General features: G+C 69.6%; 25 protein-coding genes. 7 read left to right on the top strand and 18 right to left on the bottom strand.

Annotation, left to right across the window (positions count from 1 at the left end; genetic code table 11):
- Positions 1 to 18: 18 nt before the first annotated feature.
- From ACXJJ3_RS30115 to ACXJJ3_RS30090, 6 genes are read right to left on the bottom strand one after another with little or no spacing between them, the layout of a single operon-like run.
- A complete protein-coding gene (locus ACXJJ3_RS30115) occupies positions 19 to 327 on the bottom strand; it encodes a hypothetical protein (RefSeq protein ID WP_458165218.1) in 309 nt (102 codons plus the stop codon).
- The gene (locus ACXJJ3_RS30110) at positions 327 to 788 is read right to left on the bottom strand and encodes a hypothetical protein (protein WP_458165217.1); all 462 of its coding nucleotides are present in this window, start codon (positions 786 to 788) and stop codon (positions 327 to 329) included. The genes ACXJJ3_RS30115 and ACXJJ3_RS30110 overlap by 1 nt, the downstream gene beginning before the upstream one ends.
- Positions 789 to 846: 58 nt before the next feature.
- Positions 847 to 1074 carry a hypothetical protein gene (locus ACXJJ3_RS30105; protein ID WP_458165216.1) on the bottom strand — a complete coding sequence of 76 codons (228 nt, stop codon included), beginning with the start codon at positions 1072 to 1074 and terminating at the stop codon, positions 847 to 849.
- Positions 1075 to 1076: 2 nt separating this feature from the next.
- Positions 1077 to 1499, bottom strand: coding sequence for a hypothetical protein (locus ACXJJ3_RS30100; protein ID WP_458165215.1), 423 nt, complete (start codon positions 1497 to 1499; stop codon positions 1077 to 1079).
- A gap of 23 nt (positions 1500 to 1522) precedes the next feature.
- Complete coding sequence (locus tag ACXJJ3_RS30095) at positions 1523 to 2434, bottom strand: TatD family hydrolase (RefSeq protein ID WP_458165214.1); 912 nt, start codon at positions 2432 to 2434, stop codon at positions 1523 to 1525.
- Positions 2435 to 2444: 10 nt separating this feature from the next.
- Positions 2445 to 2858, bottom strand: a complete 414-nt coding sequence (locus ACXJJ3_RS30090; RefSeq protein ID WP_458165213.1) for an SRPBCC family protein — start codon at positions 2856 to 2858, stop codon at positions 2445 to 2447.
- A 149-nt stretch (positions 2859 to 3007) separates the two neighbouring features.
- Here ACXJJ3_RS30090 and ACXJJ3_RS30085 point away from each other — a divergent pair, with 149 nt between their 5' ends.
- The gene (locus ACXJJ3_RS30085; protein WP_458165212.1) at positions 3008 to 5164 is read left to right on the top strand and encodes a discoidin domain-containing protein; all 2157 of its coding nucleotides are present in this window, start codon (positions 3008 to 3010) and stop codon (positions 5162 to 5164) included.
- On the opposite strand, the gene ACXJJ3_RS30080 is transcribed toward ACXJJ3_RS30085, so the two are convergent.
- On the bottom strand, positions 5136 to 6053 hold the full coding sequence (locus ACXJJ3_RS30080) for a helix-turn-helix domain-containing protein (protein WP_458165211.1): 918 nt from the start codon (positions 6051 to 6053) through the stop codon (positions 5136 to 5138). The genes ACXJJ3_RS30085 and ACXJJ3_RS30080 overlap by 29 nt on opposite strands.
- A 77-nt stretch (positions 6054 to 6130) precedes the next feature.
- Here ACXJJ3_RS30080 and ACXJJ3_RS30075 point away from each other — a divergent pair, with 77 nt between their 5' ends.
- From ACXJJ3_RS30075 to ACXJJ3_RS30055, 5 genes are read left to right on the top strand one after another with little or no spacing between them, the layout of a single operon-like run.
- Entirely contained in the window at positions 6131 to 7450 is a 1320-nt protein-coding gene (locus tag ACXJJ3_RS30075; protein WP_458165210.1) for an alpha-galactosidase, read from the top strand.
- Entirely contained in the window at positions 7443 to 8357 is a 915-nt protein-coding gene (locus tag ACXJJ3_RS30070) for a carbohydrate ABC transporter permease (RefSeq protein WP_458165209.1), read from the top strand. Before ACXJJ3_RS30075 ends, ACXJJ3_RS30070 begins: the two co-directional genes overlap by 8 nt.
- Positions 8354 to 9163 carry a carbohydrate ABC transporter permease gene (locus ACXJJ3_RS30065; protein WP_458165208.1) on the top strand — a complete coding sequence of 270 codons (810 nt, stop codon included), beginning with the start codon at positions 8354 to 8356 and terminating at the stop codon, positions 9161 to 9163. Before ACXJJ3_RS30070 ends, ACXJJ3_RS30065 begins: the two co-directional genes overlap by 4 nt.
- Positions 9164 to 9176: 13 nt before the next feature.
- A complete protein-coding gene (locus ACXJJ3_RS30060; protein ID WP_458165207.1) occupies positions 9177 to 10448 on the top strand; it encodes an ABC transporter substrate-binding protein in 1272 nt (423 codons plus the stop codon).
- The gene (locus ACXJJ3_RS30055) at positions 10445 to 11356 is read left to right on the top strand and encodes a phytanoyl-CoA dioxygenase family protein (protein WP_458165206.1); all 912 of its coding nucleotides are present in this window, start codon (positions 10445 to 10447) and stop codon (positions 11354 to 11356) included. Before ACXJJ3_RS30060 ends, ACXJJ3_RS30055 begins: the two co-directional genes overlap by 4 nt.
- A 470-nt stretch (positions 11357 to 11826) precedes the next feature.
- Here the strand turns inward: ACXJJ3_RS30055 and ACXJJ3_RS30050 are convergent, their stop codons facing one another.
- From ACXJJ3_RS30050 to rsmI, 3 genes are all read right to left on the bottom strand, one after another.
- Positions 11827 to 12738: an NADP-dependent oxidoreductase gene (locus ACXJJ3_RS30050; RefSeq protein WP_458165205.1), complete on the bottom strand. Its 912-nt coding sequence runs from the start codon at positions 12736 to 12738 to the stop codon at positions 11827 to 11829.
- An 88-nt stretch (positions 12739 to 12826) separates the two neighbouring features.
- Entirely contained in the window at positions 12827 to 14392 is a 1566-nt protein-coding gene (gene metG, locus ACXJJ3_RS30045) for a methionine--tRNA ligase (RefSeq protein WP_458165204.1), read from the bottom strand.
- Positions 14393 to 14414: 22 nt separating this feature from the next.
- Positions 14415 to 15254 carry a 16S rRNA (cytidine(1402)-2'-O)-methyltransferase gene (gene rsmI / locus ACXJJ3_RS30040; RefSeq protein ID WP_458165203.1) on the bottom strand — a complete coding sequence of 280 codons (840 nt, stop codon included), beginning with the start codon at positions 15252 to 15254 and terminating at the stop codon, positions 14415 to 14417.
- A gap of 195 nt (positions 15255 to 15449) precedes the next feature.
- Between rsmI and ACXJJ3_RS30035 the strand changes: the two genes are divergently transcribed.
- Positions 15450 to 17000 carry a dolichyl-phosphate-mannose--protein mannosyltransferase gene (locus ACXJJ3_RS30035; protein ID WP_458171965.1) on the top strand — a complete coding sequence of 517 codons (1551 nt, stop codon included), beginning with the start codon at positions 15450 to 15452 and terminating at the stop codon, positions 16998 to 17000.
- A 16-nt stretch (positions 17001 to 17016) separates the two neighbouring features.
- Here the strand turns inward: ACXJJ3_RS30035 and ACXJJ3_RS30030 are convergent, their stop codons facing one another.
- The 8 genes from ACXJJ3_RS30030 to ACXJJ3_RS29995 all read right to left on the bottom strand — a co-directional run bounded on the left by ACXJJ3_RS30030 (position 17017) and on the right by ACXJJ3_RS29995 (position 25578).
- Positions 17017 to 17697, bottom strand: coding sequence for a DUF1707 SHOCT-like domain-containing protein (locus ACXJJ3_RS30030; protein ID WP_458165202.1), 681 nt, complete (start codon positions 17695 to 17697; stop codon positions 17017 to 17019).
- A gap of 76 nt (positions 17698 to 17773) precedes the next feature.
- Complete coding sequence (locus ACXJJ3_RS30025; RefSeq protein WP_458165201.1) at positions 17774 to 18973, bottom strand: MFS transporter; 1200 nt, start codon at positions 18971 to 18973, stop codon at positions 17774 to 17776.
- Positions 18970 to 19770, bottom strand: a complete 801-nt coding sequence (locus ACXJJ3_RS30020; protein WP_458165200.1) for a Rossmann-like domain-containing protein — start codon at positions 19768 to 19770, stop codon at positions 18970 to 18972. Before ACXJJ3_RS30020 ends, ACXJJ3_RS30025 begins: the two co-directional genes overlap by 4 nt.
- Positions 19771 to 19803: 33 nt before the next feature.
- Positions 19804 to 20847 (bottom strand): pyridoxal-phosphate dependent enzyme, encoded by a 1044-nt coding sequence (locus ACXJJ3_RS30015; protein WP_458165199.1) that lies wholly within the window; start codon positions 20845 to 20847, stop codon positions 19804 to 19806.
- Complete coding sequence (locus ACXJJ3_RS30010) at positions 20844 to 22340, bottom strand: ABC transporter ATP-binding protein (RefSeq protein WP_458165198.1); 1497 nt, start codon at positions 22338 to 22340, stop codon at positions 20844 to 20846. The genes ACXJJ3_RS30015 and ACXJJ3_RS30010 overlap by 4 nt, the downstream gene beginning before the upstream one ends.
- Positions 22337 to 23110 (bottom strand): ABC transporter permease, encoded by a 774-nt coding sequence (locus ACXJJ3_RS30005; protein WP_458165197.1) that lies wholly within the window; start codon positions 23108 to 23110, stop codon positions 22337 to 22339. The genes ACXJJ3_RS30010 and ACXJJ3_RS30005 overlap by 4 nt, the downstream gene beginning before the upstream one ends.
- Positions 23107 to 24045, bottom strand: coding sequence for an ABC transporter permease (locus ACXJJ3_RS30000; RefSeq protein ID WP_458165196.1), 939 nt, complete (start codon positions 24043 to 24045; stop codon positions 23107 to 23109). Before ACXJJ3_RS30000 ends, ACXJJ3_RS30005 begins: the two co-directional genes overlap by 4 nt.
- The gene (locus ACXJJ3_RS29995) at positions 24046 to 25578 is read right to left on the bottom strand and encodes an ABC transporter substrate-binding protein (protein WP_458171964.1); all 1533 of its coding nucleotides are present in this window, start codon (positions 25576 to 25578) and stop codon (positions 24046 to 24048) included.
- Positions 25579 to 25661 lie beyond the last annotated feature (83 nt).

Here is a 25661-nt window from a genome sequence, read left to right as displayed (position 1 = left end):
GTGTGTCTACCAGCGGCGTCAGCCGACGTCGTCGCCGACCTCCAGATGCCGCCAGAACTCCGGCGTCGGCTGCGCCGTCACACCGGCCTGCGCCATGATCTGCTGAATCTGCGGCCCGGAGTGCTCGAAGAACGCCTGGAACGCCCCCTCGTCCGGCCACTCGTCGACGACGAGCACCTCGGTCTGACTGCCGTAGAAGTGGTGCGAGATCAGCCCGCGACTCGACGCATCCGCCACCACCCCCTGGAAGAGCGCGCCGTTGTCCGCGCCCAACTTCTCGATCGCTGTCGGATCCCCAGTCACCCGCATCGTCATCAGAACGCTCATTACCCCTCCCCTCGAGGACCGACCCCACCCGAGGCCGGCACCCCCAGCCTGCTCCCCTGAGCCCCACCCCGCAACGGTCTCGAAGAAGGTTCACCAGACGCACCCGCCCGCTCACGAAGCTCGCCCTCCCCACGCGGGCTGATTGCTCCGGCCGCAGGCGCCTGAGGCGCAGTCAGGGCCTGCAAACGCTTGAGCTCCGGGGACAACTCCTGCTGCGTCCTGATGCGGTCGAGTTCGGTGTCGAGACCTGCCACCGATTCTTGTGCGGCTTTGATGCCGGCCGCCGCCTTCTCGTTGTCCCCAAGGGATTCATCGGTCTCGACTGCGGCCAGCCTGCCGAAGGACTCGCGCAACGGAGCGACCAACTGCCTGCGGACCGCCGCGCGGTCGGTCTCCGGCATCAGCCCTGTCTTGGCGAGCTGTTCGTCGATGACCATGTCGACCGAACTCGATTCAGCCACGACCGCGTCCTTCCGGTGGCTCAGCCCGACCTCCGGGAAGACGTCCTCGACGATGTCGTCAAGGTTGGCGTCGGCCCAGTACTCGGTGCGCCCCTCGTCGAACGCGGACGCGGCATCGTCGTACGGGTAGGCCTCCGGTGCCGGTCTTGTCGCCGAGCGGCGCCATCAGGTGCGTGGCCTCGTGAGCCACCGTGTTCATCGCGTCGCGAAGCAGCCAGACCTCGTCCTCGGACAGCGGCCGCTCGGCATCCCAGGACTGCGGCGAGACCTCGGCGTACCCGTTCACGATCAGGTGCCGGGGTTCTCGTCGCGAAGGCGCTCGATCAGTCGCACAAGCAGGGAGTTCAGCCGCAGGATCGTCATGGACTCGCGCACCGGCGCCTGTCTGGACAGCTCCCCGATCTCGCGCTTCACACGTTCGGCATGAGCGATCCGCTCGGCCGGCGTTCCTTTGTCCACGAGCACCTGGGCCTGCAGGGCGGCGGCGCGCCGGAACTCGGGGCTCGTCGGTGCCTTCGGCCCTTCGACGAGCGTCGGCAGCTTGCGCACCCGGATCAACGCCGTACGGCGGGAACCCTCGTCCGGGATCCGCTCCGCCAGCGCCTCCAGGCGCCCCATCTCGGCGGCCACCGTGGCCTTGTCGGCACCGCGAAGTGAGTCGGCGACGGAGTTCACCTCCGCGCTGACGGCTTCGTAGGTCACCTCGTCCACGGGCTCAGGATATCGGCGCCGTGCTACCACGTGCCTCCGAAAGCGTTGTTGGCGTTGGTGTTGAGGGCTGTGCAGAGTTCGGGGACGGAGATGTTGAGGACGTCGGCCATGCGGCGGACGGTGTGGGGGATGAGGTACGACGCGTTCGGTTTGCCGCGGTACGGGGACGGGGTGAGGTAGGGGGCGTCGGTTTCGACGAGGAGGTGGTCTAGGGGGGTGACGGCGAGGGCGTCGCGCAGGGATTGGGCGTTCTTGAAGGTGACGACGCCGGCGAAGCTCAGGTAGGCGCCGCGGTTGACGCATTCGCGGGCGAACTCGGTGTCGCCGGAGAAGCAGTGCATGACCAGGCGGTCGGGGACGCCTTCGCGGTCGAGGATGCCCAGTACGTCGTCGTGGGCGTCGCGGTCGTGGATCATCAGCGTCTTGTCGAGGCGCTTGGCGAGGTCGATGTGGGCGGCGAACGACTCGTGCTGCGCGGCCCGGCCGTCGGCGCCGGTGCGGAAGTAGTCGAGGCCGGTCTCGCCGATCACGCGGACCTTGTCGGAGCTGGATGCGAGCCGTTCGATCTCGGCGAGCGCGCTGTCCAGCTCGCCGGTCTCCTTCAGCTTCGGGGCCTCGTTCGGGTGCAGGGCGACGCCGGCGATCAGGTTCGGGTACTGCGTGGCCGCTTCGACGGCCCACTGGGCGCCGGGCAGGTCGCAGCCGACCTGCACGATCCGGGTCACGCCGACCGAGGCCGCGAGCCGGATCGCCTCGGCCGGGCTCAGCCAGGCGCCGTCCTCGCCGTCCGCGATGTCGAGGTGGCAGTGCGCGTCGACGACGCTGATCGGCAACGGATCCGGCACCGCCGGCCGGCTCCGGTCCCGCGACCGCCCGTCCTCCCCGACCGCCGCACGCTCCCGCGTCGGCCTGTCCACCTCAACACCATCAGACATGCCGCCTAGATTACTCAGCGGCCTCTTTGATCTTGGTGACGAGTGTTTCCCACATGGCTTGTGCGTGCTTGGCCTCGTCTTCGCTGCCGTTGTTGTCCTGTTCCAGTTTCAGGTGCGTGCTGCCGGTCAGCGTGTATGTGAGCGTGTGGTAGTTCTCCGGTACGTCGGGCTGCCCGGTCAGCGGGCTGAAGTGGGTCAGCTTCAGCGAGCGCCCCGGTTCGACGGCCAGGATCTCGCCCTTGTCCTGGTACGCCTTGCCCTGCCATTCGCCGCTCCAGGTGATCGGGCTGCCGACCTGCCAGTCGGTCTCCACCGTGGCCCCGAACCACAGCTCCGGCAGGTCCTCCGGCTTGGTCAGCACTTCCCAGACGCGCTCCGGAGAGGCCGCAATGTCGATCTCGGCAACTGCCACATAACCAGTCATACGTCGACAGTACGACCGCCGTTCCGTCCTGGCTTGTAGAAAAGCGTCAGCCGGATCGTGCAGGAAGTCAGCACTCGGGGCCATGTCCCGGCGCCGGTCGCGGCGACTAGCTTTCGTGCTGGTTCCGCCCCGACCGACAGGAGCAGCCGATGCCCAGGAAGTTCCGGATCAGCTCAGTTCTCGCCGTCCTCGGCCTGGTGGTGGGAGCCACCGCGACCGCCGTACCGACCGAGGCCGCACCACCACCGATCCCGGTGCAGCTGTTCAGCCTCACCGACCTGCACGGCTACCTGTCCGAGACCGAGAACCTGACGATCGCCGGCCCGTCCGGCGCCCAGCAGGTCGGCGGTGCCGGGTACCTGAAGGCGCACCTCGATCAGCTCCGGAAGCCGAACAGTTTCCTGATCGGTTCCGGCGACCAGTTCAGCGGCTGGCCCGACTACACGCAGGCGTTCGCGAACGAGCCGACCATCGAGGTGCTGAACGCGCTCGGGATGGACTTCGACGTGGCCGGGAACCACGAGTTCGACCGGGAGTTCCCGTTCCTGCGCCGGATGACGACCGGCGCGTGTTACGGCAAGCCCGGGTTCGACAGCTGCTTCAAGGACTCGACCGGCCGGAACTTCCACGGCACCGACTACGCGTACCACGCGGCGAACATCGTCGACCCGAAGAGCAAGCGGCCGGTGCTCCCGCCGTACTGGATCGCGAAGGCGGGGTCGCAGCGGATCGGGTTCATCGGGCTGGGCTTCCCCGGGACGCCGACCGAGACGCTGTCGATCACGGGCTCCGGCTACGGGTTCCAGGGCGTCGTCGAGGCGGCGAACCGGGCCGCGGCGGAGCTGAAGGCGCAGGGCGTGAACGCGATCGTGGTGAGCATGCACGAGGGCGGCCAGCAGGGCGGCCTGTACGACGAGTGCAAGAACCCGACCGGTCCGATCTTCGACGCCGCGCGGGCGATCTCGCCGGACGTCGACGTGATCCTCGGCGGGCACTGGCACACCGCGTTCAACTGCATGATCCCGGACCCGAACGGCGTACCGCGGCCGGTGCTGGAGGCAAGCAACCACGGGCGGGTGCTCGGCGAGGTGAACCTGTCGCTGGATCCGGTGACCGGCGAGGTGATCCGGTCCGCGACGACCGCGACCAACCACGCGGTGACGAAGGACGTGACGCCGGACCCGGGCATCCAGACGATCGTGAAGTACTGGATGGACAAGTGGATCGCCCGGCAGCAGGAACCGCTCACGAAACTCGACCGGGACCTCGACTTCGCACCGAAGGCGGAGAGCCGGACGGGCAACCTGGTCGCGGACCTCTACCGGTCCGAGTCGGGCGGCGACTTCGCGCTGGTCCCGGCCGACCTCGGCGTCGATGTGATCGCGGCCGGGCTGAAGGCGGGCACGGTGACGTACGGCGAAGCGTGGCCGGTCGCCGGGATCTCGCCGATCACCACGCAGTCGATGAGGGGATCCGCGGTGAAGGCGGTCCTGGAGCAGCAGTGGATCCCGCCGGCGTACGGCTGCACCCGCTTGTCGACGCTCGCCACCTCCGCGAACTTCCGCTACACGTACGACCTCGGCCGGCCGGTCGGTGATCGGGTCGACCCGGCGAAGGTGCTGATCGACGGCAAGCCGTTGCAGCTCGACCGGACGTACCGCGTGACGACCAGCGCGGCGATGCCGCTGCACGGCGCGCAGTACGGGTATCCCGCCTTCGAGCAGCCGACCGATCTGACCCGGGCGCCGCGGATGGGACAGGAGGTGTTCCTCAACTACCTGCGGACCCATCCGTTGCTCAAGGCACCTGCTCTCGGCCGGGTGACCGCGATCCCGGGTACGCCGCCGCCGGCCGACGGACCGTTCGGGCCGTTGAACTTCCTGCCGCAGAACGAGATGACGGCGACCGCCACCAGCCAGGGCGGATCGGCGTACGGCGCGTCGGCGGCGATCGACGGCGACTGCGCGACGATGTGGCACTCGAACTGGAGCCCGCACGCCCCGCTGCCGCAGTACATCACGCTCGATCTGAAGACGCCGCGGGCGCTGGAGGCGCTCGTGTACACCCCGCGCCAGGACGCCGACGTACCGAACGGGCGGATCTTGTCGTACGACGTCCAGACGAGCACCGACGGCGTCACGTTCACGTCGGCCGTGAAGGGTTCGTGGGACGGGAGCGTGGACGCTAAGATCGCACGGTTCCCGGCCGGTACGACGGCACGCTACGTGCGGCTCGTCGGACTGGCGGGCGGCGCGGACTACGCCGCGGCGACCGAGCTCAATATAGCTCTAGCTCCGGGTTCCTGACCGCGCGGCGATGGGCCGTCGGGGACATGCCGTACCGGCGGCCGAACTGGCGGCTCAGGTAGTGCGGTGAGTCGAACCCGACCGCGACCGCGATCTGCGCGACCGACATGTCGGTGGCGCCGAGCAACTCCGCCGCACGTTGCAGCCGGAGCGCCAGGACGACGTTCATGATCGAGTCGCCCACCTGCTCCTTGAAGAGGTGGGCGAGGCGGGACACCGAGACCTGCGCGAGGCCGGCCAGCGAGGTCAGCGTGTGCGGTCTCGACGGGTCGGCGGTGATTGCCTCGAGCACCAGATGCACGCGTGCGTCGAGCTGCTGCGTCTCGCGGCGCAGGCTGGAGACCGCGGTCAGCAGCACCTCCTCGATGCCGTTCATGGTCAGCTCGGTCGCGACGCTCTTCTCCAGTAGATGCAGCTCGGTGTCGCCGGTCGGCGAGAGACCGGCGCGCTGCGCGTCCCGGTGCATGCGGTCGAACGCGGACACCACCCGGTCGGTCTCCGACGACCGGGTGAGCCGGACGTACGACAGCCCGGGCATTGCCTGCGGCAACGACAGCCACCCGTGCCACTCCCGCCTCGGCTGGAAGTGCGCCCACCACGACTCCCAGTACGTCCCGACCGTGCCGTAGTCGTGCGGCGTACCGGGGCTGACCAGGACGACGTCCCCGTGCCGCAGCATCAGCTTGTTGTCGCCGAGCACGTACCGGCCGGTCCCGGAGGCCGTGTAGAGCAGGTACCAACTGCCCACGCCGTCCGGACGGACGACGCGGTAGTCACCGCCGCTGTGGAAGTGCCCGGTCACCAGTTTGCTCGGCGGCGGGATCTCGCTGTACAGCTCGATCAGCACCTGGGTAGCAAGATCGTGCTCGAAGTCAGCAGGCTCCGTCATGGTCTATCTCCTCGTCGGCGCCTCAAGATTAGCGGCACAGCAGCAAGATCCTGCACCTCTAGCGAATCGAGGGATCCGTGCCCTTCCGCCCGGTCGCCGAGCTCGGCCACGATGCGAACACGCTGGTCTTCGAGCACGGCTGGCAGTCCTGGAGCCCGAGCGGCTGGTACCGGCCGGCCGCGTCGCCGCCCCGGCCGACCGCCCCGAACCATCACGTGATGGCGTACCGCCCGGGCGTCGACGCGGTCCGGCGGTTCCAGGGCGAGGGACTGCTCGCGGTCGCGAACGGCGGCGACGTGGTCGTGGCCGCCGCGACCTCGCCCGATGTCGTCCCGTCGATCCGCGCCGAGGTCCACGGCGACAAGCTGGTGATCAGCGCCGACGGCGACGTCGACGTGAAGACCAGCACCCAGACCAACCCGAACCAGGCGCTCGCGGACTGGGCGGACACGTTCGGCGCCGGTGCGCCGCCGGTCCGCGTCTTCGGCCCGTCCTGGTGCAGCTGGTACGCGTACTGGGGCAAGGTCACCGAGCGGGACGTGATGACCGACGTCCGGCAGTTCGACCAGCACAATCTGAGCGTCGACCTGGTCCTGCTCGACGAGGGGTACCAGTCCGCGATCGGCGACTGGCTGACGCCCCGGGAGGACTTCGGCTCGACCGTCACGCTGGCCGCCGACATCCGGGCCGGCGGGCGCCGCGCGGGGATCTGGGTGGCGCCGTTCCTCGTCGCGGCCGGCAGCGAGACGGCCCGCAAGCACCCGGACTGGCTGGTCCCCGGGATCAGCGCCGGTACGAATTGGGGCGAAGAGCAACTGGTTCTCGACGTCACCCACCCGGGCGCCGCGCGGCACCTCCAGGACGTGTTCACCGAGCTCTGCCGGCAGGGGTACGACCACTTCAAGCTCGACTTCGTGTACGCCGGCGCGATCGACGGGCCGCGACACGAGCAGGTCGACGGCATCGCGGCGTACCGGCACGGGATGCGGCTGCTCCGCGAGGCGGTCGGCCCGAACCGGATTCTGCACGGATGCGGCGCGCCGATCCTGCCGAGTCTCGGGCTGGTCGACTGCATGCGCATCTCCCCCGACACCGATCCGTTGGTCGAACCACCGTCCGGCGACATCAGCCAGCCGGGTCAGCACGGCGCCCGGTCCACGTCGGTGGCCCGCGAGTTCCTGCACGGCCGCTGGTGGGCGAACGACTCGGACTGCCTGATCGTCCGGCCGGACGTCCAGCAGCGCGAGGCGTGGGCGCAGCACATCGCGGACGGCCCCGGGCTGCGGATGTCCAGCGACCCGATCGGCGTCCTCGACCGGTGGGCGATCGACCGGACCCGCGAGCTGCTCGTCCCGAGCTCGCCGCGGCCGCACCCACTGAAGGATCCCGATGCTTAGGCCGGCGCCCCGGACCCGCCGCAGCGGCCGGCAGGGTCGCGAGACGGCGGCGGCGTACGCGCTGCTGGCCCCGAGTCTGATCGGCGTACTCGGGTTCCTGCTGGCGCCGGTGCTGATCGTGCTGGTGCTCAGCCTGTTCGACTGGAAGTTGCTCTCGACACCGGAGTTCATTGGACTCGCCAACTACCGGAAGCTGTTCGCGGACTCCGACGTCTGGCACTCGCTGCTGGTCACGCTGTACTACGTGCTGATCTGCGTGCCCGGTACGACGATCCTGTCCTTGCTGCTCGCATTGCTCGTGGACCGCAAGCTGCGCGGGATGAAGTACTTCCGGGCCCTGCTGGTGATCCCGTGGATGGCGACGCCGGTGGCGCTCGGGCTGGTGTGGAGCTGGATCTTCGACCCGGGCCGCGGTGCGCTGAACCAGTTCCTCGGGCTGTTCGGGATCCACGGGCCGGCGTGGCTGTCGTCGCCGGTGCTGGCGATGCCGAGCGTGGCGGCGGTGCACATCTGGCAGTTCGCCGGGTACAACATGCTGTTCTTCCTGGCCGGCCTGCAGAACATCCCGGCCTCGCTGCGGGAAGCCTCGTCACTGGACGGCGCGTCCCCGGTCGCGCACTTCTTCACGATCACGCTGCCGCTGCTGCGGCCGACGATGCTGTTCGTGCTGATCACCAACGTGATCGGGTCGTTCCAGGCGTTCGACACGATCTTCGTGATGACCGAGGGCGGGCCGGGTCACAGTACCGAGGTCACGACGTACCAGATCTACGACGAGGCGTTCCACAAGTTCGACTTCGGCTACGCGTCGACGATCTCGGTGCTGCTGTTCGCGGTCGTGCTGGTCGCGACGATCTCCCAGTTCGTGTACTTCGAACGCCGTACCACCTACGAGGTGACCGGATGAAGCTGCGCATCCTGCCGTACGCCGTGCTCGTGATCGGCTGCGTGCTCTCGATCTTCCCGTACTTCCTCACCCTGCTCACCGCGTTCAAGGGCCCGGGGCAACTGTCCGAGACGATGCCGTGGGAGCCCGGGATCCCGCCCAGTACGGCGGCGTTCCACCGGCTGTTCGCGTCCGGGTTCGGCGGGTACCTGATGAACACCGCGCTCGTCACGGCCGGGATCACCCTCGGGCAGGTCGTGTTCGCGATCCTCGCGGCGTACGCGTTCGCGCGGCTGACGTTCCCGGGCCGGGACGCGTTGTTCTGGGTGTATTTGTCGACACTGATGGTGCCGCCGGTGGTCACGATGATCCCGCTGTACCTCATGATGCAGAAGCTCGGACTGGTCGACACGTGGGCCGGGTTGATGCTGCCGACGATGCTCGGGACGCCGTACGCGATCTTCCTGCTCCGCCAGTTCTTCCGCAGCATCCCCGCGGACCTGGAGGACGCGGCCCGCATCGACGGCGCCGGGCGGGTCCGCACGCTGATCTCGATCGTGCTGCCGCTGTCGAAACCGATCCTGGTCACCGTCACCACGCTCGCCGTGGTGGCCAACTGGAACAGCTTCCTGTGGCCGCTGATCATCACCAGCAGCGACGACAAGCGGCTGCTCTCGGTCGGGATCGCCTTGTTCAAGGGGGAAATCGGCGTCGACTACAACGCCGTGATGGCCGGCAGCCTGATCGCGCTGGCGCCGCTGCTCGTGCTGTTCATCGTGTTCCAGCGCTTCATCGTCCGCTCGGTCGCCGTTACCGGGCTCAAGTGATCCGGAGGTACCCATGTCTTTGTCCAGGAGGACATTTCTGATCGGCGCGGGCAGTGTGCTGGCGCTGGCGGGCTGCGGCTCGTCGCAGGACAAAGCGAGCAGCGGCGGCAAGGTCGAGCTCGTGTACCGGCTCTGGGACGAGCAGCAGGAGGTCGGGTACAAGGCAGTGTTCGCCGCGTTCACCGCCGAGAATCCGGACATCACCGTCCGGATGGAGGTGCTGCCGTGGGACCAGTACTGGACCAAGCTCACCACCGAACTCGCCAGCGGCAAGGCGCCGGACGTGTTCTGGCTGACCGTCGACTACTTCCCGGACTTCGCGAGCAAGGGCGTGCTAGCACCGCTCGACGACCTGATCTCCAAGGCCGGCCTGAAGCTCGACGCGTACCACCCGAACGTCGTGAAGTCGTACAAGTTCGAGGACAAGCAGCTCGGGATGCCGAAGGACATGGGCATCGTCGGGCTGCTCTACAACAAGACGCTCGTCGAGAAGGCCGGGATCACGATGCCGGCCGAGCTGACCTGGGCTCCGGACGGGTCCGGCAGCTTCCTCGAGGTCGCCCGCAAGCTGACGGCCGGCGACAAGCAGTGGGGCTTCTGCTCCTGGAACCACAGCCAGACCCAGTGGCTGAACTGGATCGCCTCGAACGGCGGCCAGGCGATGGACAAGCCGTACGGCAGCTTCGACTTCAGCGGCGACAAGTCCGTCGAGGCGCTGCAGTTCGCCCGCGACCTGGTGTTCAAGTGGAAGGTGTCGCCGGACGGCACCCGGACGAACCCGCCGACCGGGCAGGCGACCGAGATGTTCTACCGCGGCGAGGTCGCGATGTTCCCGGCGAACAACGCGCTGCTGCCGTTCGCGCTACCCGAGGTGAAGTTCCCGATCGGCGTCACGTCGATGCCGGCCGGACCGTCCGGACGGACCGTCGTGATCAACGGCCTCGCCGAGGCGATGTTCGCGAAGACCAAGCACCCCGACGAAGCCGGCAAACTGGTCACGTTCCTAGGCTCCGAGAAAGCCCAACGGCTGATGGGCGACGCCGGCTACATCATCCCCGCGCTGAACGACGCCGGTGCCGGGTACAAGGCGTACTGGAAGAAGAAGAACATCGACGTCCAGCCCTTCATCGACTCCGCCGCCGGCAGCACCGTCAACCTCCCGATCGCCGAAGGCTGGACCGCCAAGTCCCCGGAGATCGACAAGACCGTCAACGACCTCTACCTGAACAAGGTCCCGGTCGCCGACATCGCCAAGTCCATGGACAAGATTGGCAACGACAAATGAAGGAACTGACCGACTCGTACGACGTGGTCTCCGACGCGGAGGTACTGCGTTCTCGGCTGGCGAGTGACGGGTATCTGTTTTTCCGCGGGCTGTTGCCGGTGGACGTGGTGGGGGATGTGCACGAGCAGCTGGCGCGGATCCTGTACGACAGCGACTGGTTGGACCGGGACGCGGATCCGGTGCGGCTGGTCGCGTCGGGGCGGGCGGTGGAGGAAGGGTCGGCCGGGTTCTTCGGGGCGTACACGGCGATCCAGAGCACCGAGGCGTTCCACCGGCTCGCCGTACGGCCCGAGTTGTTGTCGCTGGCCGGGCGGTTGCTGGGCGAGGAGGCGTTCGCGCATCCCGCCCACATCTGCCGGATCGCGCCGCCGTCGCCCGGGGCGAACCCGACCCCGATCCATCAGGACTACCGCTTCATCCAGGGCTGCGTCGACACCCTCACCACCTGGCTCCCCTTGAGCGAGGCGCCACCGGAGATCGGCGGGCTCCGGGTGTACGCCGGCTCACCGAAGCTCGGCGTACTCCCGGTGAGGGCGTCCGACGGCCCCGGGATGATGCGCGCCGAGGCGGACGAGAACCACCCGGAGTGGCGCACCACGTCGTACCGTCCCGGCGACGTGCTGCTGTTCGGCAGCCTCACCGTCCACGGCGCCATGCCGAACCGGACGAACCGGCTGAGGCTGTCGGCCGACTTCCGCTACCAGGCCCGTACCGCCCCCATGGCCCGAGACCTCCTCGGCACCGGCAAACCGCACTACCACCCGGATGTCCCCGACTTCCCCACCCTCACCCGATCCTGGACCTCGACCGACTGCATCGAAATCCCCGCCGGCGTGAACTTCGTGGACCGCTGGGATCCTCGCGTGGACGACATACCTACTCCGCCGTCGCGCTTCGCGTACGTCTAACTCCGTCCCCACAGTGGGCTGCTCGCCCGCCAGAACCCGGCGCGAGCAGCACCACCCATGCCGAACGCCCGGCAAACCAACTCCCACAACGGCGTTCCCACCACACGTTCCCCACCCAACCCGCGCATCAGCTCGACACGCGCCAACCACGCGGCGCTCTGCGGGTCGCATCAAGCGGAAGACCCGCCCACGCCAAGCGCCCAGCGACAGCCGCCGCGCAGCGGCGCCTTCCCCACAACAAGCAGCCGCCGCACAGCCGCATCCAGCCCGCCAGAAGTTCTACCCCAGCCGACGCCCCCACCCACCGAACACCAGCGCCCGGCGACCGCACGAGCAGCACCGGCCCGGCCCCCGCCGGCGGAGTACCCCGGCGGTAGAACAAGCAGCGTCAGCCCGAGACCACACGGGCCGAAGGCCCCAACCAGACAGCCGCCGCGAAGCGGTGTCGTTTGTGTGGTGTGGGGTGGTGTTTACGGGACGATGACGATCTTTCCGCGGGCGTGGCCGGATTCGCTCAGTTCTTGGGCGTTGGCTGCGTGCGCGAGGTCGAATGTGTCCGCGATACGGATCGTGAGTTTGCCGTCGGCGGCGGCCTGGAGTTGGGCGTCGAGGGCGGCGCGGACCTCTTCGGGGGTGCCGGTGCCGCCGGACGACGTCTGGATGCCGAGTTCGGTGGCGCCGAAGTCGGCGATCGTGATGATGCGGTCGGTGCCGCCGCGCAGTTCGATCGACTCCTGGAGGCCGCCCTTGCCGGCGGTGTCGAACACCGCGTCGACGCCTTGCGGTGCGGCTTCGCGGACGTGCTCGAGGAGGCCAGCGCCGTAGTTCACCGGGATCGCGCCGATCGAGCGCAGGTAGTCGTGGTTGGCGGCCGATGCCGTGCCGATCACCGTCAGGCCTGCGGCGACGGCCAGCTGTACGGCGACCGAGCCGACGGCGCCCGCGGCACCGTGGATCAGGATCGTCTCGCCGGCCTTCACGGCGAGCAGGTCGAGCACCCGCTGCGCGGTCTCGCCGGCGACTGGTACGCCGACAGCTTGCTCCCAGCCGAGGCCCGCAGGCTTGCGCGTCACGTTGCCGCCGAGCGCGTACTCGGCGTACGAACCGCCGGAAGACCACCCGACGACCTCGTCGCCGACCGCGAACGGCGCACCGTCACCGGCCTCGTCCACTACGCCCGCGACCTCGAACCCGGGCACGGCCGGGAAGATCGCCGGCGCGAAGTCCTTCGTGAAGCCGCGCCGGATCTTGGTGTCGTACGGGTTCACCCCCGCGGCCCGGACCTTGATCCGCACCTGCCCGGGGCCTGCATGCGGCTCCGGCACGTCCTGCACCTCGAGGACCTCAGGACCGCCGTACTCCGAGAACACCACCGCACGCATCCGAACCGCCTCCAAGAATTGGTTGTTGCCACAAGAAAGCCGACGCCGCCGCCCGGCATTCCCGGGCGGCGGCGTGAGTTTGGTGCGATCAGTTCTCTTCGAGGCGCGGGAACAGCGGGTCGCCCTTGGTGATGGCCGCCCCGGCGGGGAGCTGGCCCCAGGTCCCGGCGTCCTGCACGCGCTGGTCGGTGAGCGCGCCGAGCTTCTCCTCGGCGCCGAGCAGCGCCCACAGCCTGGCGGACGACTTCGGCATCGTCGGGTTGTGCAGTACGGCGACGGCCCGCAGTACCTCGGCCGCGGAGTACAGGATCGTCGCGAGCCGGTCCCGCTGGGACTCGTCCTTGGCGACCTTCCACGGCTCCTGCTCGGTGACGTACCCGTTGACCGCGCCGACGAGCTCGTTGATCGCGGCCAGCGCGTCCTGGAACGCGAGCGTGTCGAGCGCCTTGTCCGCGGTCGCGACGGTCTGCGCGAGCTTGTCGGCGAGCGCCTGCTCGGCCGGACCGTGGTCGGCCGGCTCGGGCAGTACGCCGTCGAAGTACTTGCCGACCATGGCCGCGATCCGGCTGGCCAGGTTGCCGAGGCCGTTCGCGAGCTCGGAGGTGTAGACGGCGCTCAGGTGCTCCCACGAGAACGACCCGTCCGACCCGAACTGGATCGTGCGCAGGAAGTAGTACCGGAACGCGTCCGAGCCGAAGTGGTCGGTGATCTCGTGCGGCGCGATCGCGGTGAGCTTGGACTTGCTCATCTTCTCGCCGCCGACCAGCAGCCAGCCGTGCGCGAAGACCTGATGCGGTACGGCGACCTCGGCGGCCATCAGCATCGCCGGCCAGATCACCGCGTGGAACCGGAGGATGTCCTTCCCGACGAGGTGCACGTCGACCGGCCACAGCTCCTCGAACCGCTCCGGGTCCGTCCCGTAGCCCGCGGCGGTCACGTAGTTCAGCAGCGCGTCGATCCACACGTACAGGACGTGGTCCTCGTCCCACGGGACCGGGATGCCCCAGTCGAACGTCGACCGGGTGATCGACAGGTCCTGCAGCCCTTGCTTGACGAACGCGATCACCTCGTTGCGCGCGCTCGACGGCGCGACGAAGTCCGGCTGCGCGTCGTACAGCTCGAGCAGCTTGTCGGCGTACGCCGAGAGCCGGAAGAAGTAGTTCGTCTCCGAGACCGTCTCGAGCTCGGTGCCGTGGATCATGCACCGCTGGGTGCCGTCCTCGTCGGTGCGGATGTCCGCGGGGAGCTTGAACTCCTCGCAGCCCACGCAGTACAGGCCCTCGTACTCGCCCTTGTAGACGTCGCCCTTGTCGTACAGCTTCTGCCAGAACTCGCGGACCCGCTCGGTGTGCCGCTCCTCGGTCGTCCGGATGAAGTCGTCGTATGCGATGTCGACGTCGACCCAGGCCGGCTTCCAGGCCTCCTCGACGAGCTTGTCGGTCCACTCCTTCGGGGTCATGCCCTGGGCCTGCGCGCTGCGCATCACCTTCTCGCCGTGCTCGTCGGTACCGGTCAGGTACCACTTGCGCTCGCCGCGCTGGGCGTGCCAGCGGGTCAGGACGTCCCCGGCCACCGTCGTGTACGCGCTGCCGATGTGCGGCGCGGCGGTGACGTAGTAGATCGGGGTGGTGACGTAATAGGCCTTCTCGGACATGCCTTAAAGAGTAGTGCCCCGGTTAACCGGGTTTCCGCGCGGCCAGTACGGCGTCGTACACGGTCCGTTTCGGGACGTTGAAGCGCTTCGCCACGTCGGCGATCGCCTGCTTACGCGGCGTACCCGCCTCCTCGTCGACCGCGACCTCCCGGGCGAGGTCCTCGGGCGTCATCACCTTGTCCGGGTTCGCGCCCGCGACGACGACCGTGATCTCGCCCCGGACGCCGTCCGCGGACCAGGTCACCAGGTCCCCCACGGCCCCACGTTTGACCTCTTCGTACGTCTTCGTGAGCTCCCGGCACACCGCCGTACGGCGATCCGCCCCGAACGCCTCGGCCATCGCCTCCAGCGACGCGGTCAGCCGGTGCGGTGCCTCGAAGAACACCATCGTCCGCGGCTCGTCCTTCAACTCGGCCAGCCGCCGCCCCCGCTCCCCCGGTTTCCGCGGCAGGAACCCCTCGAACGTGAACCGGTCCACCGGCAGCCCGCTCAGGGCCAGCGCGGTCAGCACCGCCGACGGCCCCGGTACGGCGGTCACGACCACGTCGGCCTCGATCGCCGCCGCGACCAGCCGGTACCCCGGATCCGACACGCTCGGCATGCCCGCGTCGGTCACCACCACGACGGTCTGCCCCTCGGTGAGCGCCTGCAGCAGCTCGGGCGTCCGCTCCCGCTCGTTGCCCTCGAAGTAGCTGACCACCCGCCCGCCGAGCTGGATCGCCAGCTCCCCGGTCAGCCGCCGCAGCCGCCGGGTGTCCTCCGCGGCCACCACGTCCGCCTCGGCCAGCACCCTGCCCAACCGCGGCGAAGCATCCGAAACGTCCCCGATAGGGGTCCCCGCGAGAACCAAGCGCCCGGTCATCGGGCCATCATCCCAGCCGTTCCGGCCGACGGGGGGAGGCGGTCGAACCGGGGGGTCCGTAGCATGGCGGGCGTGGCAGCTGTGATCGAGGACGGGACCGTCCGGCGGAGCGAGGCTGAAGACGACCGCGAGATGCTCGGGCGGGACGTGCTCGGCAGACAGCTGCCGCCGCTCAAGAACCGGTTGTACCCGCCGATGCCGCGGGACTTCGACGGTGGCTGGATCGCGACGCTGGCGATCACGCTGGTGGCCGGCATCCTGCGGTTCTGGCACCTGAGTACGCCGGTGAAGTTCGTCTTCGACGAGACGTACTACGCCAAGGACGCGTTCAGCCTGCTCAAGTTCGGCTACGCGCGGCAGTTCATCGACCAGCCGGAGGGGGCCGCCGACAAGGCGATCCTGGCCGGCAACCTGAACGTCTTCAAGGACACCCCGAGCCTCGTCGTACACCCCGAGGTCGGCAAGTGGATGATCGCCGCCGGTGAGCAGCTGTTCGGGATGAACACGTTCGGCTGGCGGTTCATGCCGGCGCTGTTCGGCACGCTCACCGTGCTGCTGCTGATCCGGACGGTCCGCCGGATGACCCGCTCGACGCTGATCGGCGCGATCGCCGGGCTGCTGCTCGCGGTCGACGGCCTGCACTTCGTGATGTCCCGGGTCGCGCTGCTCGACATCTTCCTGGCGTTCTGGCTGGTGGCGGCCGTCTCCTGCCTGATCTGCGACCGGGACTGGACCCGCCGCCGGCACGCCGAGACGCTCGACCAGCCGGTCGAGGACGGCGCCCGCCGGACGATGGGCCGCTGGCTGCTGTTCCGGCCGTGGCGGATCGCGGCGGGGGTCTGCTTCGGCCTCGCCTGCGGCACCAAGTGGTCCGCGATCTGGACGCTGGCCGCGTTCGGCATTCTGGTGTTCGCGTGGGACTTCGGCGCCCGCCGGTCCCTCGGCGTCCGGTTCGCGTTCGTGAAGTCCGCGCTGGTCGACGGCATCCCGGCGTTCGTCAGCCTGGTCCTGGTGGCCGGGGTCACGTACGTCGCGACCTGGACCGGCTGGCTGCTGCACGACAACTCGTACGACCACAACTGGGCGGCGAGCAATCCGGCACACGGCGTGATGAAGCTGGTGCCCGACGACTTCCGGTCACTGCTCGAGTACCACAAAGAGGTCTACGCGTTCCACACCGGCGACTACATCAAGCACGCCACCCACCCGTACCAGTCGAACCCGGCGGGCTGGCCGATCATCGCCCGGCCGATCGGTTTCGACGCGGTCAACGACATCAAGCCCGGTACGGCGGGGTGCCACGTCCCGGCCGGTCAGACGTGTCTGCAGGTGATCTCCGCCCTCGGGACGCCGCTGCTGTGGTGGGGCGGTGCGCTCGCGCTGATCGCGGCGCTGGTGCTGTGGGTGAGTACCCGGGACTGGCGGTTCGGCGTACCGATCGTCGGGTTCGTGACCTGTTGGGCACCGTGGTTCGCCTACGACCAGAGACCGATCTTCTTCTTCTACGCGGTGACGATGATCCCGTTCACCGTGATGGCGCTCGCACTGGTCCTCGGCAAGGTCCTCGGCCCGGCCCGGACAGCGCTCAGTACGGCGACCCCACGCCGGCTGATCGGCAGCGCGGTGGTCGGCGCGTTCGTCGTACTTGTGGTGCTGAACTTCGCCTACATCTGGCCGATCCTGACCGACAAGGTGCTCCCACACCAGGACTGGCTCAGCCGAATGTGGTTCAAGTCCTGGATCTGACCGCGTAGGGGCTGTGTCAGTGCAGTTCGTGGCGGTTGCGGTGGCGGTTGCGTTGGCGCTTGCCGTGGCGCTTCGCGGACGACTGGCCGCCGACGCCGCCGAACAGCGCGAGGCCCTTGATCACGACTGTCGGGGCGTTCGGGTCCGGGTCGTCGGAGCCCTGGGCGGCGAACCCGCCGAAGATCCCGATGCCCTCGTTCCGCACGGTCACGCCCTCGGGCACGGTGATGTCGATCCCGCCGAACACCGCGACCGCGTAGATCGTCACCTCGCGGCCCTCGAACACCGCGTCGGTCATGTCCAGGTCGTGCCCGCCGAACACCGCGAGCGCGTTCGTCCGCCGCTTCACCCGCCAGCGGCCCTTCCGCTCGCCGCCGCCGAAGATCGCCACCAGGTTGTCGACGCTGGCCGCCGGATCGGCCGGCTCCTCGATCGGGACCAGGCTGGTCGACGCGGCCGGCTGTGCCATCGGGGCGGCCGGCGCCGCCTGCCCCGGGGCGACCAGGTCCCGGGTGATCGGCTCGAGCTCGCCGAGGGTCTTGGCCTGCAGGGTCTGCTCCAGCCGGTCGGCGTGCTCGTCCTGCGTCAACCGCCCCGACATCAGGGCATCCCGCAGTACGTCGACGACCTGATCGCGATCGATGTCGGACGCCCGCAGATGCGCGTGCGGATGCGGGTTGTCGGGCAGGTTCTCCATAAAACTGAACGATATATCGAGTACGGGCCCTTGAAACCACCGTGATGACCCTGAACCTGCCCCTTAGCTGCCCTGATCAGCCGCGGTGCCGCACCCGGACCGCGCACAGCGTCGCGACGAGCGTGATCCCGGCGAACGTGACCGCCGTACCGGGGTAGCCGCCGAGGCCGAGCCCCAGGCCGCCGATCGCGGCGCCGAGGAACGTCCCGAGGCTCATGCCCGCCGCGTTCACGCCGAGCGCCGAGCCGCGGAGGTCGCCGCTGCGCCGGACCAGCAGCGTGGTGACACAGGCCGCGACGGTCGCATGGCTGGCGCCCATCACCGCGGTCAGTACGAGGGTCAGCGGCAGGCTCGGCGAGAAGTAGAACGCCGTCACCGCGACCAGCGCGACGACGATCCCGATCAGCAGCAGCCGTTCGGTCCACGCGCGGCCGGTCGCGAGGTACCGGCCGGCGAGCAGGTTACCGAGGAAGAACGAGGCTCCGCTGAGCGACCAGACCAGCGCGAACCACCCCGGCGCGAGGTCGAACTTGTCGTCGTAGAACGCGGCGAGATACGCGAGGTACCCCATGAACGCCGCCGTCCGAAGCATCGCCACCGCGAGCAGCGGCACGGCGCCCGGGATCCGCGCGAGTTCGCGGTACGTCGCCAGGTAGCTGACGCGCTGCTTGCCCGTCACGGGCGCCGTACGGCCGCGGCCCCGGACGAAGAACGCGGCCGACAAGGTCAGCGCGATCGCGGACGCGGCGAGCAGGTTGCCGCGCCAGCCCCAGATCAGCCCGGGTACGGCGAGGACCGGGGCCGCGAGCATCGCCATCGCGCTGGTCGTCGCCGAGACCAGGGTCGCCGCCCGTCCGGCCGCGGCGGGGGCGCGGAACCGGTCGGCGGCCGCGGCGCCGATCGACGGCGCGAGGATCGAGGTCGACGCACCGATCAGCAGGCAGAACGCGGCCAGCGCAAACACGTTGCCCACGGCACCCAACGCGGCGGAGACGCCGAGCAGCGCGAGCCCCCCGGCGGCGACCAGTTCCCGCGGTACCCGGTCCATCAGCGGGGCCAGCGTGACGCCGACCGCCAGTGCCGCAAGCCCGCCGAGGCCGCGCAGGCCGCCGATCTCCGCGACGCTGCCACCGGCGGCGTGGGAGATCGGCACCAGGTACATCCCGAAGACCGTGAACGGGATCAGGCTCACGGTCGAGGCGAGCAGGAACGGCCAGAGCCGCTTGGCCATCCGGAGGTCGCCGGGTACCGCGGCGGTGAGCTGCTGGGTGGTCATGTGTCCGTCCTGTAGCGATAGAGGCTGCTCGGGCGGGAGCTGAACTGGGAGAAGGGGAACGGTTCGGCCGACAGCGCGGTGACACCGGCGCCGAGGAACGCACGGGCCACCGCGCTACCGGTCTGGGCGTAGATCGCGAGCGGCTTTCCTTGCTCGCGACACCTTTCGAGGAGGACGTCGAAGCTGCCGTTGGACAACGTCATCCCGGTGGCGACGACGGCGTCCGCGGCGTCGACCACCGCGGTCATGTCGCGGGCGACCGGCAGACCGGAGGCGGTCTCGCGGAGGTTGAAGTCGCAGGGCAGGCAGACGCCGCCGCGGTCGGTGATCGCGTCGACGAGCGGGTTGACAACGCCGATCAGCGCGACCTTGGTGCCTTCGGCAACGTCCAGCAGGCCGGCCACCGCGGCGTCGCGGGCCTTCGCGCGGACGTCCGGCGTACCGGCGGGGAGGACGATTTCCTCGGCGTGCGGGGAGGTGTGGTGCGGCTCGACGGCGGCCAGGTACGCGTCCAGGGCGGCGATCCGGACCGGCAGCGGGTCGTCGTCGGAGGTGAGGACGTCGGCGAGGGTCCGGCCGGAGGTGTCGGCGCAGTATGCCGGATCGAGCTCGCCGGCCTCGAACGAACAGGCGCCGAAGACCTCTCCGACCCGCAGCAGGGCGTAGTGGTTGCGGTAGATGACGTCGGCGCCCGGGAGGCGGGTGGCGTGGTGCAGCCAGAACGCGCTGGTGATGTCGAAGTCCGCGGGCGAAGGGGTTCCGGCGAGCACGGAGGCGGTGAGCTCGGCAACGGTCATGGGTCAGCCTTTCGGGGTTGTACAGCACACACCTTAATGCGACGGAGTCGCAGATGGAAACTGTTGGTGGCTGATCTGCGCGGACTCCCGGCGGTCCCAGGACATCGCCGACCACGGCACCGCGAGCTCGTCCAGTGAGTCGATCTCCCGCGGCCGCATCGACGCCATCGGCCGCGCCTCGGCGTGCCGGGCGAACGCGGACTCGACGTACCGGGTCCCGGTGTCCGCCGCCAGGAAGACGTGTTTCCGCCCGCGGTCGCAACCGTGTTCCCAGAGCGCCGACAGGTACGCCGCCCCCGCCGACAGCCCCGCGAACACCCCGGACGTCCGGAGCAGGTCCACCGCCGCGGACATCGCGTACTCGAAGGACACCCAGTGCAGCCGGTCGTACAGCTCGTGCCGCACGTTCCGGAACTCGATCGAGCTGCCGATCCCCGCGATGATCATCTGCGGGTCCTGCGTGTGCCCGGCCCCGAACGTCACACTTCCGAACGGCTGCACGCCGACCAGGTTCACGTCCCGCCCGCTCTCCCGCAGGTACGCAGCGATCGCGCCGGTGGACGCGCCGGTCCCGACCCCGCCGACCAGGCACAGCGGCCCGCTCGGCACCAGCGACGCGACCAGGTCCGCGACCGCCCGGTACCCGAGGTAGTGGATGTCGTCGTGGTACTGCTGCATCCAGTGGTACGTCGGGTTGTCGCGCAGGATCTCGCCGATCCGGCGGACCCGGAGGTTCTGGTCGAGCTGCAGGTTGTTCGAGGACGGCACCTGTTCGACGGTCGCGCCGAGGATCTCGAGCTGGATCTTCAGCGTCCGGTCGACCGTGGTGGACCCGACGATGTGGCACTTCATCCCGTACCGGTGGCAGGCCAGCGCGAGCGCGTGCGCGTAGATCCCGCTGGAGCTGTCGATCAGCGTGTCGCCCGGGCGGACCCGGCCGGTGTCCAGCAGATGCCGAACGGCGCCGAGCGCGGAGTACACCTTCATGGTCTCGAACCGCAGGCAGATCAGGTCGTCCACCCGGATCGGGTCCGGATCCTTGATCGCCTCCGCCAGGTGGTCGTGCAGTCGCGTCATCGGCGCGGTTCGCTCCTCATGTCGATGGATGCGGGCGGAGACAGGTGGGCGGCAGCAACCAGCTGCCGGGTCAGGGCGTGCCGCGGGTCGGTCGTCAGCGCGGTCGGCGGGCCTTGTTCGACCACGCGGCCGGCGTCCAGGACCAGTACCTCGTCGGCGACGGCGGCGACCAGTCCGAGGTTGTGGCCGATCCAGAGCAGCGCCGTGCCGCGGTCCTTCAGCTCGCCGAGCAGGTCGAGGACGAGCGCCGTACCGCGGTCGTCGAGGGCGGTGGTGATCTCGTCGCAGATCAGCACGTCCGGGTGTGCGAGAACCGCGCGGGCCAGAGCGGCGCGCTGGAGTTCGCCGCCGGACAGCCGGCTCGGCGGGCGGGCCGCGGTGATCGCGGCGACGCCGAGCCGGGCGAGGGTGGCGACGGCCTCGGCGTGGGCGCGGTCCGGGGCGAGGCCCCGCAGGCGTTCCGCCGTGCGGGCGACCTGCTGGTCGACGGGGCGGCGCTCGTCGAACGAGCCGCGGACCTCCTGCCAGACGTACTGCACCCGGCGGTGCTGCTCGCGGGTGCGTTTGCGCAGTACCGGGAGCGGATCGTCGTCGAGGTGAATGCTGCCGGTGTAGCGCTCGTGCAGACCGGTGAGGCAGCGGGCGAGCGTCGTCTTGCCGCTGCCGGAGCGGCCGACGATGCCGAGACAGCTGCCGGCCCGGACTGTGAGGTCGACGTCGTGGAGGACCGGGGTACGACGCAGAGCGGCTGACAGCTTCATTGCCCTGAGCAACGGTTGGCCAGGTGCGGAGGTTCCCAGGGCCGGCGGGCCGGCCGGTTCGGGAAGGACGTCGGTGAGCACCCGGCCGGCGTCGAGGACGACGACCCGGGTCGCGAGCGCGCGGACCAGGTCGAGATCGTGACTGAGCAGCAAGATGCCGAGGCCGGACGCGGCCAGCTCGCGCAGCTCCCGCACGAGGTGCAGCCGGGTGATCGAGTCGAGCCCGGTGCTCGGTTCGTCCAGGATGAGCACCTGTGGGCGGCAGCTCAGTGTCTGCGCCAACGCGACCCGCTGCCGTTGCCCGCCGGAGAACTGATGCGGGAACCGTTTGAGGGTCGCGCGTTCCGTGGGCAGCTGTGCGGCCCGCAGCGCGGTAGTCGGGTCGCCGCCGTGCAGCTTCCCCAGCTCGCGGAGCGTCGCGCCGATCCGCCGGGCGGGGTTGAGCGCGCTGCCCGGATGCTGCGGCATGTACGCGACCACCCGCCCGCGCACGTCCACCCCGGTCACACCGTTGCCATCCACAACAACTTCCCCGGCGACCTCGACCCGTCCCGTCAGCCGCACCCCGTCGCCGGACTCCCCCAGCAACGCCAGCGCCGCCGTGGTCTTCCCCGCGCCGGAAGCGCCTACCAACGCCGTGGCCTCCCCCGCCACGACCTCGAACGAAACCCCGTCCACCAGCACCACCTCACCGGCGACCGCCGACAGTCCGTCGACCCGGACAAGCGTCATGCCGACACCTCCCGCGACTTGTGCACCAGTCGGTTCGCGAGGAGGTTGAAGCCGAGCGTGAAAGAAACGAGGAGCAGGGCGGGAGCCAGTACGGACCACGGTTGCAGAAGCAGGCCCTCCCGGTTACGGGAGACCGTGACGGCCCAGTCCGGCGCGGTCGGGCTGAGGCCGAGTCCGAGGAAGTTGACCGAGGCAACGAGGAAGACCGCGAGCGTGATCCGGGTGCCGAGATCGGCCGCGACCGGGCCGAGCACCGAACGGCCGACGTACCCGAGGTGGATCCGGACCCACGACTCCCGCTGCATCCGCAACGCCTCGACCACCGGACTGCTGGCGGCATCCAGCGCGGCCGCACGGACCAGCCGGGCGACGGTCGGTACGTTCATCATCGCGACCGCCAAGGTGATCGCGACCGCCGACGCCCGCCAGCCGACCGCGACCACGCTGATCACGAGCAGCGACGGCAACGGCAGCAGTACGTCGAGGGGCCGCATCAATCCCTCGTCCAACCAGCGGTGCCGGGTCGACGCGGCCGTCAACCCGATCGCCCCGCCGACCAGGTACGCCAGCACGACCGCCCCGAGCGCCATCCCCAGCGCGGACCGCCCGCCGACCAGCAACAGGCCGAACACGTCCCGCCCCAACCCGTCCGTCCCGAGCAGCCCCGCCGACGAGTACGGCAATCCCTCACGAACGTCGTACGGCACGAACGGCCCGAGCAGCGCAACCACCACCGGCACCAGAACAAGCCCTACCGCCAAGCGCCTCACCGGAGCAGCTCCGAGCGCGGGACCAGCCGATTGCACACGAGGTCCGCCGCCAGGTTGATCATCAACGCGGCGACCGCCAGGACGAGCGTGAGCCCTTGTACGACGGGAACATCGCGCGTCTCCACCCCGTCGACCAGCGCCGTCGCGAACCCGGGAATCGCGAAGATCGCCTCGACCACCAGCACCCCGCCGAGCAACGTGTCGCCGGTCCGGGCCAGCTCCTGCACGCCAGGCACCGCCGCGTTCGGCAGCACGTGCCGCACCAGCAGCTGTCGCCGCGGCACCCCGAGCCGACGAGCCTGCACCACGTAATCCGCGTGCAGTGCCGCGACCGTCCCCGCCCGCACCTGCCGCGACAGCAAGCAGACCGTACGACCGAGCAGCACCACCACCGGCAGCACCAGCAACGCCGGCGAGGCCAGCAGATCCCCGCCGACCCAGGTCGCCGGCAACCATCCGAGCTTCAACGCGAACACCGCCACCAGCAGCACCGCGATCACGAAGTCCGGGATCGCCGACAGCCCCACCGTGACCGACGTGATCGCGCGATCGACCCGGCCGTTCTCCCGCGTCCCCATCACGATGCCCAGGGCAACGGCCAGCGGTACCACGACCGCGAGCGTCGCGACCGTGAGGACCAGCGTCGCCCCGATCGCCCCCCGGACGATGTCCGCGACCGGTCCGCCGCTGATCAGCGACGTACCGAGGTCACCCGTCAGCGCCTTCCCGAGCCAGTGCACGAACCGCTCGGCCGGCGGCCGGTCCAGCCCGAGCTCGACCCGCAGCGCCGCGACCTGCGACGGCGTCAACGTCTCGGTGAACCGCAGGTCGGCCGCATCCCCCGGCAGCAACGACGTCAGCACGAACACCAGCACCGAGAGCACGGCGAGCTGCCCCACCGCGAGCAGCCCCCGCTGGACGGCGTACGCCCGCATTCAGGCCAGCCACACCTTGTCGAACCGGCCCTGGTCCAGCGTGTTCGGCGGCGCCGCCTGCACCCCCTGCACCTTCGCGGACACCGCCACCAGGTAGTCCGGCAGCCCCCACGCGAGGATCCCGCCCTGGTCGCGCAACGTCTTCTGCAGTACGCCGTACCGCCGCGAGCGCTCCGCCTCGTCCGTCACCGCCCGCGCGGCCGCGAACGCCGCGTCGAACGCGGGCCGCCGCCAATGCGTGACGTTGAACGGCGAATGCGACAGCAGCCGATCGGTGACGTACTGCGGGATCGGCATCGCGCCGGACCGATGGTTGCCGATAGCACCCTTCGTCAGCAGGTCCTTCGCGTACGTCTGCGGGCTCCCGGTCGTCACCTTCAACCGCACGCCGGCCTCGGCCACCTGCTCCGCGAACAACGTCGCCGCCGCCACGAACCCGGCCGACGCATCCGCGGTGAAGATCTCGATCTGCTTGCCGACCAGACCGGCCTTCGCGAGCAACGCCTTGGCCCGGTCGACGTCCCGTTCCCGAGGCGGCAGGTCGGTCGGGTAGTACTGATATCCCTTGCCGAACAGGTCGTTGCCCACCTCGCCGCGCCCGGCGAGGACAACGTCCACGAGCCGCTGCCGATCCGCGAGCAGCTTGAACGCGAGCCGTACGTCGGGGTTGTCGAACGGCGCCTGGTCGACCTTCATCACGAACGCCTGCATCGTGCTCGCCTTCGCGGCCACGATCCTGACGGTCTTCCCGGCCTCGGCGGTGCGCGCGAACGTCGCAGTCATGTCGTTCGCGTACTCGGCCTGACCGCCCTGGACCGCGTTCGCCCGCGCGTCGGAGTCCGCGGAGAGGATGTGCAGCTCCTCGATCCGCGCCGGTCCGTCCCAGTAGTCGTCGTACCGGGAGGCGACCATCGACCGGCCGGCCTCGAACGAGACGTACCGGAAGGCGCCGGTGCCGACGGGTTTCGCTGGATCCTTGAACCCGTTCCGGACGATCTGCGTGCCGATGCCGGCGAGCAGCGCGGGGAACTCGGCGTTCGGTTCGGTCAGGAACAGCTCGACCGTCGACGGGCCGATCGCCCTGCTGCGCTTGAGATCCAGCGTGCCGAGCGACGACTGCGCGACCCGGTCCGGTACGGCGGGATCCGCGATCCGGCTCAGGCTGTACAGCACGTCGTCGGCGACCAGCTTGGCGCCGTCGTGGAACGTCGCGTCCCGCAGCGTGAAGCGCCAGGTGGTCGCCGTACCGTCGTGGTCCCACTTCGCCGCGAGCCGCGGAACCGGCTTCAGGTCGGGGCCGAGCTCGACCAGCTTCTCGTAGATCGCCTTGTGCCGGGCGATATCCACGAACAGGCTCTGTACGTGCGGATCCAGCACTTCCTTCGCGCCGCCGCCCGCATACACGGCCCGCAACCGCCCGCCCGCTTTCGGTTCCGCAGTCGCGGTCCCGCAGCCGGCGATCGCCGCCAGCCCGGCAGCGCCGGCCATCCCCAGGAACCCACGCCTACCCAATGCCTCGGACACGCGCCACATCCTCACCTTAGTGAAAACGATTGTCAAATCCAGCGCGCATCCGGACGCCATTATTCTGTCCGTCAGGCAGGACGCATCGCTCT

Source organism: Kribbella sp. WER1 (assembly GCF_054189145.1).
This window is presented reverse-complemented; position numbering and strand designations above follow the sequence as displayed.